This window comes from Mesorhizobium sp. GbtcB19 (genome assembly GCF_019091085.1).
Taxonomy (GTDB): domain Bacteria; phylum Pseudomonadota; class Alphaproteobacteria; order Rhizobiales; family Rhizobiaceae; genus Mesorhizobium.
On the sequence record NZ_JAGXJY010000014.1, the window covers coordinates 40,295 to 53,283 of the forward strand.

Annotated in this window: 18 protein-coding genes; 8 read left to right on the forward strand and 10 right to left on the reverse strand. The window is 64.1% G+C overall.

Going from position 1 to position 12,989, the window contains the following annotated elements:
• The first annotated feature begins 11 nt into the window (after positions 1–11).
• Both KVT37_RS22070 and KVT37_RS22075 read left to right on the forward strand, forming a co-directional pair.
• The gene (locus KVT37_RS22070) at positions 12–212 is read left to right on the forward strand and encodes a hypothetical protein (RefSeq protein WP_217576975.1); all 201 of its coding nucleotides are present in this window, start codon (positions 12–14) and stop codon (positions 210–212) included.
• 48 nt (positions 213–260) lie between these two features.
• The gene (locus tag KVT37_RS22075) at positions 261–1,190 is read left to right on the forward strand and encodes a TauD/TfdA family dioxygenase (protein ID WP_217576977.1); all 930 of its coding nucleotides are present in this window, start codon (positions 261–263) and stop codon (positions 1,188–1,190) included.
• A 63-nt stretch (positions 1,191–1,253) separates the two neighbouring features.
• Here the strand turns inward: KVT37_RS22075 and KVT37_RS22080 are convergent, their stop codons facing one another.
• Entirely contained in the window at positions 1,254–1,439 is a 186-nt protein-coding gene (locus KVT37_RS22080; RefSeq protein WP_217576979.1) for a hypothetical protein, read from the reverse strand.
• 310 nt (positions 1,440–1,749) lie between these two features.
• Here KVT37_RS22080 and KVT37_RS22085 point away from each other — a divergent pair, with 310 nt between their 5' ends.
• From KVT37_RS22085 to KVT37_RS22100, 4 genes are all read left to right on the forward strand, one after another.
• A complete protein-coding gene (locus tag KVT37_RS22085) occupies positions 1,750–2,112 on the forward strand; it encodes a septal ring lytic transglycosylase RlpA family protein (RefSeq protein WP_217576981.1) in 363 nt (120 codons plus the stop codon).
• A gap of 343 nt (positions 2,113–2,455) precedes the next feature.
• Positions 2,456–3,733, forward strand: coding sequence for a polyhydroxyalkanoate depolymerase (locus KVT37_RS22090; RefSeq protein WP_217576983.1), 1,278 nt, complete (start codon positions 2,456–2,458; stop codon positions 3,731–3,733).
• Between the two features lie 253 nt (positions 3,734–3,986).
• A complete protein-coding gene (locus KVT37_RS22095) occupies positions 3,987–4,604 on the forward strand; it encodes a transglutaminase-like cysteine peptidase (protein WP_217576984.1) in 618 nt (205 codons plus the stop codon).
• Between the two features lie 316 nt (positions 4,605–4,920).
• Positions 4,921–5,151, forward strand: a complete 231-nt coding sequence (locus KVT37_RS22100) for a hypothetical protein (RefSeq protein ID WP_217576986.1) — start codon at positions 4,921–4,923, stop codon at positions 5,149–5,151.
• 78 nt (positions 5,152–5,229) lie between these two features.
• Here KVT37_RS22100 and KVT37_RS22105 read toward each other — a convergent pair whose 3' ends face one another.
• Genes KVT37_RS22105 through KVT37_RS22125 form a run of 5 tightly spaced genes read right to left on the reverse strand, consistent with a single transcriptional unit; the run spans position 5,230 to position 8,536 of the window.
• A complete protein-coding gene (locus KVT37_RS22105; RefSeq protein ID WP_217576988.1) occupies positions 5,230–5,799 on the reverse strand; it encodes an Imm42 family immunity protein in 570 nt (189 codons plus the stop codon).
• Complete coding sequence (locus KVT37_RS22110; protein ID WP_217576990.1) at positions 5,796–6,167, reverse strand: helix-turn-helix domain-containing protein; 372 nt, start codon at positions 6,165–6,167, stop codon at positions 5,796–5,798. Before KVT37_RS22110 ends, KVT37_RS22105 begins: the two co-directional genes overlap by 4 nt.
• Positions 6,168–6,177: 10 nt before the next feature.
• The gene (locus KVT37_RS22115; protein ID WP_217576992.1) at positions 6,178–6,699 is read right to left on the reverse strand and encodes a Smr/MutS family protein; all 522 of its coding nucleotides are present in this window, start codon (positions 6,697–6,699) and stop codon (positions 6,178–6,180) included.
• Complete coding sequence (locus tag KVT37_RS22120) at positions 6,696–7,802, reverse strand: murein transglycosylase A (RefSeq protein ID WP_217576993.1); 1,107 nt, start codon at positions 7,800–7,802, stop codon at positions 6,696–6,698. The genes KVT37_RS22115 and KVT37_RS22120 overlap by 4 nt, the downstream gene beginning before the upstream one ends.
• 23 nt (positions 7,803–7,825) lie before the next feature.
• A complete protein-coding gene (locus KVT37_RS22125; RefSeq protein WP_217576994.1) occupies positions 7,826–8,536 on the reverse strand; it encodes a Tim44/TimA family putative adaptor protein in 711 nt (236 codons plus the stop codon).
• A gap of 203 nt (positions 8,537–8,739) precedes the next feature.
• On the opposite strand from KVT37_RS22125, the gene KVT37_RS22130 reads away from it, so the two are divergent.
• A complete protein-coding gene (locus tag KVT37_RS22130) occupies positions 8,740–9,234 on the forward strand; it encodes an FxsA family protein (protein WP_217576996.1) in 495 nt (164 codons plus the stop codon).
• A gap of 118 nt (positions 9,235–9,352) precedes the next feature.
• The gene (secB, locus tag KVT37_RS22135) at positions 9,353–9,853 is read left to right on the forward strand and encodes a protein-export chaperone SecB (protein WP_217576997.1); all 501 of its coding nucleotides are present in this window, start codon (positions 9,353–9,355) and stop codon (positions 9,851–9,853) included.
• Between the two features lie 258 nt (positions 9,854–10,111).
• Here the strand turns inward: secB and dnaQ are convergent, their stop codons facing one another.
• From dnaQ to KVT37_RS22155, 4 genes are all read right to left on the reverse strand, one after another.
• Entirely contained in the window at positions 10,112–10,819 is a 708-nt protein-coding gene (gene dnaQ, locus KVT37_RS22140; RefSeq protein WP_217576999.1) for a DNA polymerase III subunit epsilon, read from the reverse strand.
• A 73-nt stretch (positions 10,820–10,892) separates the two neighbouring features.
• Positions 10,893–11,498 carry a dephospho-CoA kinase gene (gene coaE / locus KVT37_RS22145; protein WP_217577001.1) on the reverse strand — a complete coding sequence of 202 codons (606 nt, stop codon included), beginning with the start codon at positions 11,496–11,498 and terminating at the stop codon, positions 10,893–10,895.
• A 4-nt stretch (positions 11,499–11,502) separates the two neighbouring features.
• Positions 11,503–12,336: a shikimate dehydrogenase gene (locus KVT37_RS22150; RefSeq protein WP_217577003.1), complete on the reverse strand. Its 834-nt coding sequence runs from the start codon at positions 12,334–12,336 to the stop codon at positions 11,503–11,505.
• Positions 12,329–12,928, reverse strand: a complete 600-nt coding sequence (locus tag KVT37_RS22155) for a Maf-like protein (RefSeq protein WP_217577005.1) — start codon at positions 12,926–12,928, stop codon at positions 12,329–12,331. Before KVT37_RS22155 ends, KVT37_RS22150 begins: the two co-directional genes overlap by 8 nt.
• Positions 12,929–12,989 lie beyond the last annotated feature (61 nt).

Consider the following 12,989-nt stretch of genomic DNA (forward strand, 5'->3'; position numbering starts at 1 on the left):
GGAGAAGGACGATGACCCATTCCACCGCGGTGCTTTTCGCTCATGTCGGCACATGGCTGTTGCGCCTGCCGCCGGGCGACAAGCGCCTGGAGGACGGGCGGCCCGAGGGCGAAGCAAATTCGCCGACGCCCGTGCCTTTTGCCGGCGAACGCGACCGACTGCCGCCGCGTGACGAAAGCTTCTACTGGGCCTGGCAGTACTGGTCGCAGTGACCGATCCGGAAGCCCACCCCTCCCCGAAGAGCAACCAGGAGAAACCCCATGAGCAACCCAGTCCTCGTCGACCAGATCATCCCAGCGGCCGATGTCGTTCCCCTGACCGCCCGTGTCGGCGCCGAGATCAGGGGCATTCGCCTCGGCGGCAGCCTGTCGGATGCAGCAATCGCAGCCATCAACCAGCTTCTCTTGAAGCACAAGGTCGTCTTCTTCCGCGGCCAGGAGCATCTCGACGATTCCGAGCATGAATTGTTCGCGCGGCGGCTCGGCGATCTCGTGCCGCACCCGACGCAAGGACCGGTGGCGGGCACCGCTTCGATCCTCAATCTCGATTCCAGCCGCGGCGGCGGCCGCGCCGACCAGTGGCACACCGACGTCACCTTCGTGGACGCCTATCCGAAATTCTCGGTGCTGCGCGGCGTCGTCATTCCGGCGGCCGGAGGCGATACCATCTGGTCCAACACGAATGCCGCCTATGAAAGCCTGCCGGCGCCGCTCAAGCTCCTGGCGGAAAACCTCCGGGCGATCCACAGCAATGCCTATGATTACGCCGCCGTCCGTCCGCGCGCCTCTGCCGAGGAAAGGAAGCATTTCGAGGAGGTCTTCACCTCGACCGTCTACGAAACCGAGCATCCGGTGGTGCGGGTGCATCCGGAGACCGGCGAGCGCTCGCTGCTGCTCGGCAATTTCGTCCAGCGTTTCGTCGGCCTGTCGAAGAGCGACTCGGCGAAACTCTATGAGCTGTTCCAGAGCTATGTGACGACGCCCGAAAATACTGTCCGCTGGCGGTGGCAGGCCGGCGACGTGGCGATCTGGGACAACCGGGCCACGCAGCATTATGCGGTCAATGATTATGGCGCAGAGCACCGGATCGTGCGCCGCGCCACGGTCGACGGCGACGTGCCGGTCAGCGTCGACGGACGCCGCAGCGTCACCCACGTCAAGTCGGCCAAGCCGGCGGCAAAGGCGGCGTAAGGCTGCCGGGCGGCACCTCCCTTCTCCCTTGCGGAGAAGGGGTGCTGTCCCTGCAGCGGCTGCTCAGACGCGCGAGCGGCTCGCCCAGCTGAGCCCGACGATGCCGATCAGCATCGTGACGAGACCGATATAGAGCCACTGCGTCTGTCCGGTCATGAAGCTGCCCTTGACGAGGCCAAGGCCCTGCAGCGACCACAGCGCCCCCAGGCCAAGTACAATCAGCGCCAGCACAAACCTGATCAATCGCATCGGCAAGACACTCTCCGGAAGTCGATCCTGAAAGGCGATAGGGACACGACAAAAGACGCTGAGGAAGCGGAGCAGTTCCGTTCCTCTGTACTTCAAATCTCGAGGGCCGATCTTGCCCGGAACGTCCCGGATGCCGGCCCGATATTCATCGAGAATACGCCAGTCCCGCACCGGAAATATCATGACAAACTGTTTCGCGGCGACTCCAAACGTGTGCCGTTGCCATGGAACCGCCAGAAGGCTGCCGCATTTCCCGCCTCATTCGGCACCTAACGGCGGGGTCTATCTCTAACGGAGCCCTCCCCAAAGCATGAAGAAAACCAACCAGACCGCGCTTGTCGCGGTAACGATCGCGGCTGGCCTGATGGCTGGCGCCTCTTCCGCTTCCTCCGCCGCCGCGCAGTGCGGCCGTGCCTCCTGGTATGCGCTGCATTCCAGAACCGCCTCAGGGGAACGCATGAACCCCTCGGCACTGACCGCTGCCCACCGCACGCTGCCTTTCGGCACCAAGCTCAGGGTCACCAATAAGAACAATGGCCGCAGCGTCATCGTGCGCATCAACGATCGCGGTCCGTTCGTGAAGGGCCGCGTGCTCGACCTGTCGCGCGGCGCCGCGGGCCAGCTGGGTTTCATCGGTTCGGGCCAGACCGCCGTCTGCATGGCGCGCGTCTGAGCTCTCTTTAAGAATAGAGCATGATGTGATCCGAAAACCGCGTCACACTTTTCGGCACCATGCTCTTGCTATCGGACCATGATCCAAGGCGACCGCTGCGGTCCAGGATCATGGCCGGTGCCCGGCATGAAGGGCCGGACACATATCCTTCACATTTCGGCAGCGCACATTGAGCCGGCTCGACCGCTCAAGCCCGATTTTCAACAGGTTGAACCAAAGAAGCATTCGTCAGACAAAATGACGTATTGCATCGCAACAATATCTTGTTAACCTCGCCGGGAGACATTCAAGGCCGGCGCTGTTCGTCGTCCCTTTTGGTCGTCGGACGGCAGCGGGGTTCTCGATGTTCTACCAGCTCTACGAATTGAACCATGCGGCGCTGCAGCCGGCGCGCCTCTACGCCGACGCCGTCCGGCTGTTCTATTCCAACCCGCTCAATCCGATCTCGCACACGCCCTTCGGCCGTTCGGTCGCGGCCAGCGCCGAACTCTTCGAGCGCACCACCCGCCGCTACGGCAAGCCGCAATTCGGCCTCGACAAGACGGTCGTCGACTGGAAGAGCGTCGGCGTCACGGAAAAGACCGTCTGGTCGAAGCCGTTCTGCAATCTCATCCGTTTCGAGCGCGCGCTGCCGGCCGGACGCAAGCCCGACCCGAAGCTTCTGATCGTGGCGCCGATGTCGGGCCATTACGCGACGCTGCTGCGCGGCACGGTCGAGGCGATGCTGCCGCACGCCGACGTGCACATCACCGACTGGGTCGATGCCCGCATGGTGCCGGTGGCGCAAGGCAGCTTCGATCTCGACGACTACATCGACTACGTCATCGAGATGTTCCATGCGCTCGGCCCCGACACGCATGTGATGGCGGTGTGCCAGCCTTCGGTGCCGGTGCTGGCGGCGGTGGCGCTGATGGAAAAGCGCGGCGATCCCTTCGTTCCCTCCACCATGACGCTGATGGGCGGTCCGATCGACACGCGCCGTAATCCGACGGCGGTCAATCTGCTTGCCGAAGAAAAGGGCATCGCCTGGTTCCGCGACAACGTCGTCATGCAAGCGCCCTGGCCGGTGCCGGGCTTCGGCCGCGACGTCTATCCCGGCTTCCTGCAGCTGTCGGGTTTCATGAGCATGAACCTCGACCGCCACATCATCGCCCACAAGGACTTCTTCATGCACCTTGTGAAGCATGACGGCGACAATGCCGAGAAGCATCGCGACTTCTACGACGAATATCTGGCGGTGATGGACCTGACGGCGGAATTCTACCTGCAGACGGTCGATACCGTGTTCGTGCGCCACGCGCTGCCGAAGGGCGAGATGAAGCATCGCGGCGAGACGGTCGATTGCACGGCGATCCGCAACGTTGCGCTGCTCACCATCGAGGGCGAGAACGACGACATTTCCGGCCTCGGCCAGACCCAGGCCGCGCATGATCTGTGCGTCAACATCCCGGCCGACAAGCAGGTGCATTACATGCAGCCAGCCGTCGGCCATTACGGCGTCTTCAACGGCTCGCGCTTCCGCTCGGAGATCGTGCCGCGCATCGCCGACTTCATTTCCAGCTATGGCCGTCAGCAGCGGGTGGCGGCGAAGCCGAAGCTGGTCCGTTCCGCCAAAAGCTGAGCGCTGGAGCAATTCCAGGAAAAATGCGCAGCGGTTTTCCGTCCGGAATTGCGCAGAAACAAAACACTTAGCGCCGCCTCTGTTCCTGCCGCCGCCGTGGCGGCCACCGGTGTTGCGCGGTTGCCTCTGTGGCGAAACTGCCGCTACGGGATCGCGCAGGTAACCATGCCGTCAAACTAGCCGCTGTCTCTAATTGACACGGACTGTAAATCGCCTTTAACGTTTCGTTAATAAAAACAGGGCGGCGGGGGCAATGACTTCCTCAGCGATGACGCGGATTCTGCGTTTGTGTGCAGTCGCAGGGCTGGCGATTTCTGCGCATTGGGCAGTTCCCGCCTGGGCGGCGGGCGCGATGGCCACGGGCGGCCTGACCTCGCAGCCGATCGGCCATTATGATTTCTGCAAGGCGCATCCGAGCGAATGCAATATCCGTCCGGCCAATCTCGAACCGGCCAAGATGACGGACGGCTTGTGGCACAGGCTGGTGAGCGTGAGCGCCAAGGTCAACGCCGCCGTCAAGCCATTGAGCGATCTCGATCACTACGGCAAGGACGAAGTCTGGGCCTATCCGGATGACGGCTATGGCGACTGCGAGGACTATGTGCTGGAAAAGCGCCGCCAGCTCTATCGCATGGGCATGTCGCTGGCCGACCTGCTGATCACCGTGGTGCGCAAGCCCGACGGCGAAGGCCATTCGGTGCTGACGGTGCGCACCGACAGGGGCGACTACGTCCTCGACAACCTGACCGACAAGGTCAAGGCCTGGGATGCGACCGGCTACCGCTTCCTGAAGCGGCAGGCGATCGACAACACTGGACGCTGGGTCTCGATCCGCGACGGCCAGGCGGTGCTGGTCGGCTCGGTCCAGTAGGAACTAGGCGCGCCAACCTAGGCTTCGTCATTCTGGGGCGGAGCAAGGAGCGTAGCGACGCGGCGTAGACCCTAGAATCCATTCCGTGACCTATAGGCGTTACCGCGGTGCAGAACGACCTCTGTTCTGCACCGCTTTTACTCTTCGACCAAGGTCACGGCATGGATCCTCGGGTCTGCGCGTCCGCTTCGCTTCCGCTCCGCCCGTGGATGACGAGCGATGGGCCTTCGAAAATTTTTGCACGACTCCATGAACCGTTTGCGTCCGGCTGGCGACACACAGCCGTAGACGACAAACCCAACCATGGAGACTTCAAATGACTGCTTTCTTGCGAAACACCCTGCTTGCCGTCGCCGCGGTGTCGGTCTTGACCGGATCGGCCCTTGCGGACCAGACCGACATAAGCTGCGCCAAGACCAAGACCAACGATCTGTGGGCCGGCCGCTGCTGCAGCTATAGCTCCGCGAATTGTCTTGGCGGCGGTGGCCGCGACCATCACGGCAATGGCGGCCGCGGCGGCAGCACCAACGGCGCCGGCAAGCAATGATCTTCACAGCCGCTGGCTGCCTGTGTCGCTTCAGGCGAAGCGAACGCAGGCACCAGCGGAAGAATCTCGGCGACCAGTCTACCTTTGCGACCTCAACAGCGCTGCTCGTTCCGCGGCAAAGAGGCTGCTCCAGCGTGACAGGGTGTCGTAAAAGACATCAGCGTCGACGCGCTCTTCCACGATCGAGGCCGCCAAATCGGATTCGGACCCCGTGTCAACGAGACCAATCAGGCGAACGCCGCTACCGACATCGAATTGGAGCACATGGCTTCCATCGTCGAATGCTTCGTCGCCGTCCGGCGCCCAGACTATCGAATTGCGGCGAAGTGCCTGCGAGAACTCGCCGTGCGACAGCCCGAAGTAATCAGCTCGTGCGGTTTCTCGATAGAAGGCGTCGAGATAGGCCTGCGCGATCTCGGTCGCGTCAAAGGCCGAAAGGTTCGCGGCCTGGTGCGTTCCGCGCCGACGTAACCGGTCGCTCACCGCGTCCACCGAACACGCCAGCAGCGAAGCATCCGGCTCCTTGACCCCATGCATCTTCGCGCGGATGTGAATGATGAAATACCCCAAGGCAAACTGCCCGGGATTCGCAAAGGCCTGCGTGATGCCGCTCTCTATCGCAAAGGACGAAGGGTCGCCGACAATCATTTTGTCCGGCTCCCAAGCGCGGCGCGGATCGACGCGCTGAGGCGTCGCAGTTCCGCTTCGTCGAGCTTCTCGATGCTTTCGGCCAGAAGATTGGCCAGTTCGGTGGCCGCCGGCGACAGGCCCGACGTGTCGATCCTGACCCTCGGATGCGAATTCTCGGCGAGGCGGGCAAGGTCCTCGGCATCGTCCCAGATGATGTTGAAATAGCCGATGATCTTCTGGATCAGCGTCCAGGTCGGCGCACCGCGGCGGCCATGCTCGAGCGCCGACAGATAGGCGGCGCTGACGCCGATCGCCTCGGCCATCGCCTTCTGGCTGACGCCGCGCTCGGCGCGCAGCGCCCTGAGCTTCTCGCCGAACGGGGTCATAGGGGCCTGCTCACGAGCGTATCCGCCGCAGCCGCACATAGAGCGCGCCGGAGCCGCCATGGTTGCGCGCGGCATGATCGTGGCTGGAGACGAGATGCCGGAAAGCCGGCGTCGACAGCCAGGCCGGGACGGCGCGGCGCAGGATGCCGGCGCCGCCGGAGGACGAGCCCTTGCCGGTGATGATGAGCACGTAACGGATGCCGCCGGCATGCGCACGGTGCAAGAAGGTGAGCAGCAGCGAATAGGCTTCGTCCTGCGTCATGCCGTGCAAGTCGACCCGACCTTCGATCGGCAGCCGGCCCTTTTTCAGTTTCTGCAATGTCTGGTCGTCGAGCGCATGCGAGACATGCGGCGTCTTCGGCTTTGCGGCAGCCGGAACGCCATTGACCGGTGCGGCAGCCGGAACCGGTTTCGGCTCGATGATGTCGGGAATCTCGACGGCGGTCTTGCCTTTCAACGGTCGGGCCGACCGCGCGACCAGATTCCACAGGATGCGGTCGTCGTCGCTCAGATGATCGTCGCGGCGGCTCACCGGCGCGCTCCCTCGAACAGCGCGCGCGGCACCAGCGCGTAGAAGTCGGCCGCGTTGCGCACCACCCCGGCGATCTCGCCGGCGGCCTCGCCGGAGCCGGCGAAGAGATCGCCGCGCGCCGGCCCGGTGATGGCCGAGCCGGTGTCCTGCGCGATCATCAGCCGCCGGAACGGTTTTTGGTCGAAAGCGGTGAGCGTCGGCGCGTCGATATAGAAAGGCGTGCCGAACGTGTGCAGCAGGCGGTCGACCGCGACCGAGCGTCCCGGCGTCAGCGGCACCTTGGCGGCGGCGATGGGCCCAAGCGCCGGGTCGTCGACCGCGGCTTCGCGGAAAAAGATGTAGGAGCGGTTCTGCCAGAGGATCTCGTCGACTCGGTCCGGATGCGCCCTGAACCAGGCGCGGATCGACTGCATCGTCACCTTTTCGAGCGGGATTTCGCCGAGATCGCTCAAGGTCCTGCCGGGGCCGCTAAAACGCTGGCCCGACTTCGCGGCATAGGTGACGCGCTTCAACTTGCCGCCGGGCATCTTCAGCCGCGCCGCGCCCTGGACATGGATAAAGAACGCATCGACCTTTTCGGCGAGCCAGGCGATTTCGAGATTTTTGCCGGCGAGCGCGCCGCGCTCGATTTCGCCGCGGTCGAAATATTCGACCGGAGCACCATCCGTCCGGCGGGCGAAGGCCAGATAGGTGTCCATGCCAGCCGGCCGGTTGCCGTCGTCTATGTCGATCAGGTCGGCGGGGCGGGACAGCAGCGGCACGGTGAACCGATCGGTCCTGACCGGCGAGGCTTCGACTTCCGGTTCGTAGAAGCCGGTCACCAGGCCGGCGGCGCCATTGTCGGGCGCGACCAGAGCGGGGGCAAAATGCCGTTCGAAGAAGGATCGCGCCTCGGACCGATTCGGCGCCGAAACGGCACGCGCCTTGGCATAAGCCTCGGCAAAGGCATTGAAATCGACGCCGAGCGATCCGGTGCGATAAGGTTTTACCGGCGCGTGGTAGGCCGAGCGGCGAAAGGCGGCGAAGGCCGCAAGATGGTCATCCTCGCCCCAGCCGGGCAAGTCGCTGAAAGATGTCTCGATGAATGTGGGAGAGAGCGGCACGACTGGGGCCCCGCCGCTTTATCTCAATCTTCTTCTTCGGTGGCGACCAGCTTCCAGTTCGGGTCGCGCGAGCGGGTGTCGCGGGCGAAGGTCCAGACATCCTTGACCTCGGCCACGGTTTCCGGGTCGCCGTCGATGACGGCGCCGGCCTTGTCGCGGGTTGCCGAGATCAGCTCGGAGACGACGCGCAGCGTGATATGCGCTTCCGAGCCTTTCATTTCGGCCGAGACGATATCGGCCTTGTCGATGCCGACGAAGGACGACTGGATCTTTTCCGACTTCGCCTCGCGCTCGCCGATCGCGGCGACGAAACCGTCATAGACCTCGCGCGACAAAAGGTTCTTCAGCGTCTTACGGTCGCCGTCGGCATAGGCCATGACGATCATCTCATAGGCCATCTTGGCGCCGTCGACGAAGGTCTTCGGTTCGAAGGAGGCGTCATTGTCCTTGATGGTGCGCAAGCCCTTGTTGAGATCGGTGTCCGGCTTGGCGAAGGCGTCGATGTCGGCATAGGTCTCGGCCGCGGTTTCGCCAGGCATGCGCTTGCGCGGCAGCGACACCACATTTTCCGGCTTCTGCGCCGCATCGGCGGCCTCGCGCGTGCGGCTCGCCGAATAGGGATCGAAGGGCGGGCGCTCGTTTCCGGTGCGACGTCCAAGCACGTTGCGCAGCTGGAAAAAGATCACAACCGCCGCAATCAGAAAGAAAATCGTGCCGAAGTCGAAGAAACCCATATTTTCCGCCAACTCGAACCCTGTTCTTGCCGGACCGTCCTGACCCCGTCGGGGACCGCGGTCGCATAGCGTTCAACATTCAAAGCATATAGAACGGCAGGCGCAATCATTCAAATCAAAGGCAGCCATACCTATCTAAGAGCGCCAAGGCCAGTGGCGATTGTCCGCCGGGCCGCAAAAGAAGAAAGCGATCGGTCAAAGACTTGCGCATTTCGTTCATCCCGCTGTTCCTGCTTCTGCTGCCGCTGCTGGAGATCGCCGGCTTCGTCATCGTCGGCCGCGAAATCGGCGCTTTGGCGACGGTCGGGCTAGTCATCCTGTCCAGCGTCGCCGGCAGCCTGCTGCTTCGGCATCAGGGTTTGGGCGTCATGACGCGGGTGCGGGCCGAGATGGATGCCGGGCATGATCCCAGCCGCCAGCTCGCGCATGGCGCGATGATCGTACTGGCGGCGATCCTGCTCATCATCCCGGGCTTCATCACCGATATTTTCGCCATTCTTCTGTTGCTGCCGCCGGTGCGCGACTTCGCCTGGCGCCTGCTCAAGAACCGCATCGTCATGGCGACCAGCTTCAGCAGCGGCTTTTCGGCCCGCCGGCGCGACACTGTCATCGACCTCGACGACAGCGACTATTCGCGCGACGATTATCCGAACCGCCCGGATCACAATTCGCCGTGGCGGCGGCTGAAAAACGACTAGTCCTGGGCCTGCCGCCCGACGGAGGCGGCAAAACTTGTTTTGTCCAGCCGAGCATGGTAGCGAACCCGCGATTTCAATCCGGTCAGCAGTGCTGCCCAGGCAAAAGGACTAAAGGCTCATGGCCAGCAATGATGACGCCGCGACCGGCGCCGCCAACGGCAACGGCACCCAGAACCAGCCCTCGCTCAATGTGCTTGCCCAGTATGTGAAGGACCTGTCCTTCGAAAGCCCCGGCGCGCCGAATTCGCTGCGCGGCCGCGACAAGGCTCCCGGCATCGCCATCAATGTCAACGTCAATGCCAACCCGCTTTCGGACAAGCAGTTCGATGTCAATCTGACGTTGAACGCCAAGGCCTCCTTCGACCAGGAAGTGCTGTTCAATGTCGAGCTGGTCTATGGCGGCGTCTTCGCCATCTCTGGCTTCCCGCAGGAGCACATGCTGCCGATCCTGTTCATCGAATGCCCGCGGCTGCTGTTCCCGTTCGCCCGGCAGGTCATCGCCGACGCCACCCGCAATGGCGGCTTCCCGCCGCTGATGCTCGATCCGATCGATTTCGCGCAGATGTTCCAGCAGAGGATTGCCGAGGACCAGGCGGCGAGCAAGGTCCAGGTGAGCTGAGGCTACGCCTCATCGAGTTAGGAAAAGCCCGGCACTTAGCCGGGCTTTTTTGTTGGAGACGCCGGCGGGACAGCGCCCCCCTCTGGCCTGCCGGCCATCTCCCCCACAAGGGGGGAGATTGATGTCGCGCAGGCTTTCGCCAATCTCGAAGGTTGCAGGATGAGCGAGGCGCCGAACCGCTAATCTCCCCCCTTGTGGGGGAGATGCCCGGCAGGACAGAGGGGGGCGCGAACGATCGCCGCCTACGTGGCTAACCGCTCAGCCCGCAGCCGCCATCTTCAGCCACAGCGCCTTTTCGCCCAGCGTCGAGACCAGCCCGGCATGCGCCGCGCGGTCCGCTTCGCTCAAGCGCGGCGGCAGGGCGATCGGCCTGGCGCCGATCGAGATGTCGATGTCGGCCACCTCGCCGGAGCCGTTCATCTGCACCGCCACGGCCTCGAGCACCAGCGCCGCCTGCTTGCCGCCGATGAGCTCGATATAGACTTCGGCCAGCAGCTCGGAGTCGAGCAGCGCGCCGTGCTTGGTGCGGCGGGTGTTGTCGATGCCGTAGCGGCGGCAGAGCGCGTCGAGCGAGTTCGGGCCCATCGGGTGCTTGCGGCGCGCCAGCGCCAGCGTGTCGATGATGCGGCCGGGGTCGATGGCCGGCTGGTCCAGCCGGCTATATTCGAGATTGAGGAAGCCGAGGTCGAAGGTGGCGTTGTGGGCGATCAGCTTGGCGCCGTCGGTGAAGGCCAGCCACTCCTCGACGATTTCGGCGAAGGTCGGCTTGCCGACAAGATCGGCGGCGCTGATGCCGTGCACGGCCTGCGCCTCGGCATGGATGGCGCGGCCTTGCGGATTGATGAATTTGTGGAAGGTGCGGCCGGTCGGGAAGCGGTTGACCAGCTCGACGCCGCCCAGCTCGATGATGCGGTCGTCGCGCAAATCGAGGCCGGTGGTTTCCGTATCGAAGATGATCTCACGCATCGAATCAGTTTGCTCCTCAGAGCACAATCATGGACCGGAACAAAATGGCAATGGGCTATGCTGACAACAAGAGTCAGGAGCGCGGCTTCGCCGGCTTATCCCCTGCAAGTTCAGCGATGATCATTTCGACCGCTTCTCGCGCGGCCTCGAAGCCGTGGCCGGTGTCGATGATGAAATCGGCCTGGCGGCGCTTTTCGGCATCGGGCACCTGCTTGGCGAGGATCGACAGGAATTTCTCCTCGCTCATGCCCGGCCTGGCGAGCACGCGGGTGCGCTGGATTTCGGGCGAGGCGGTGACGACCACGACCTTGTCGACGCGGTTGCGGCCGCCGGTTTCGAACAAGAGCGGGATGTCGAGCACGGCGACCGGCGCCCCGGCGGCGCGATGTTTTTCCAGAAACGCATCGGCGTCAGCGCGCACCAGCGGGTGCACGATCGCTTCGAGCTTCTTCAGCGCGGCAGGATCGGCGAGCACGTGCTGGCCAAGCTTCACGCGGTCGACCACGCCCGCTTCCGTCGTGCCGGGAAAAGCCGCCTCGACCAGCGGCGCGGCCTTGCCGGAGTAAAGCCGATGCACGGTCTCGTCGGAATCATGCACCGCCACGCCCGCCTCGGCGAACATCTTTGCCGTGGCCGACTTGCCCATGCCGATCGATCCGGTGAGGCCGAGCACGATCATGCCGTCAGTGGCCTTCGATGTCGGCGACGATCATGCGCCGCAGCTCGGGTGTGACCTCCGGCTTCCGGCCGAACCAGCGTTCGAAGCCGGGTGCGGCCTGATGCAGCAGCATGCCTAGCCCATCGACGGTCTTCAGCCCGCGCGCCCTGGCGGCGGCAAGCAGAGGCGTCTCCAGCGGCACATAGACGATGTCGGTGACGATGGCACCGTCCGGCAGCCCGGCCGGATCGGCGGAGAGCGTCGCGTCGCCATGCATGCCGAGCGAGGTGGTGTTGACGAGCAGGCCGGCGTCGGCAAGCAGCTCGCCCACGGCATCCGCGCCATGCGCGGAAACGCCGGCGCCGAAACGGTCGGCGAGTTCGCGCGCCCTCGGCAGCGTGCGGTTGACGATGTGGATGTCCTTCACGCCGCGCTCCTTCAGCGCGTGGATGACGGCGCGCGACGCGCCGCCGGCGCCAAGCACCACGGCCGGCCCATTCGCCGCCCAGCCCGGCGCATATTGATCGAGATTGCCGGCGAAGCCGAGGCCGTCCGTGTTGCCGCCCCAAAGCAGGCCGTCTTCCAGCCAGAGCGTGTTGACCGCGCCGATCGCTTCGGCCGCCTCATCGCGGCGATCGACCAGGGCGAAAGCCGCTTCCTTGTGCGGAATGGTGACATTGCCGCCGCTGAGACCGCTTTGCCCGAGCGATCCCAGGAACGCGGCGAGATCTTCCGGCCGCACGTCGAGCGCCTGGTAGCTGCCGTCGATACCGTATTTCTTGAGCCAATAGCCATGGATCCTGGGCGAGCGCGAATGCGCGATCGGATGTCCGGTGACAAAAGCTTTCGTCTCAGCCATCGATCGCCCCCAGCGCGCGCAGTTCCTGCAGCACCGGCAGCAGCGGCAGGCCGACAATGGTGAAATAGTCGCCTTCGATCTTCTCGAACAGCTGGATGCCTTCGCCCTCGATCTGATAGGCGCCGACGCTGGACAGCGCCTGGGCGCCGACGCGCGCCAGATGCCTGCCGATGAAAGCAGGATCGAGCTTGCGCATGGTAAGGCTGGCGACGCCGACATGGCGCCACAGCAATTCGCCGTCGCGGCAGAGCACGGCGGCGCTGTTCAATTGATGCGTCTTGCCGGAGAGCGCGAGCAGATGGCGACGGGCGCCTTCCATGTCGGCGGGCTTGTGAAAGATCTCGTCGCCCAGCGACAGGGTCTGGTCGCAGCCGAGCACCAGGGCGCCGGGCCTGCGCTCACTGACCTCGGTCGCCTTGGCCTCGGCCAGGATCGAGGCGACATCCTCCGGCGAGGCGCCGCTGTCCTTCAGCGGAGCCTCGAGCGCGCGCTCGTCGACATCGGCCGGCACCGCCTCGACGTCGAGGCCGGCGTTGACGAGCATGGTTTTTCGGAATGGGCTGCCGGAGGCGAGGATGATCTTTTCGGCCATGATGTACTACCTGATTAGGTCCTTCACGCTGTTGATCCGGCAAGTTGAAAGCGAAGCCCTT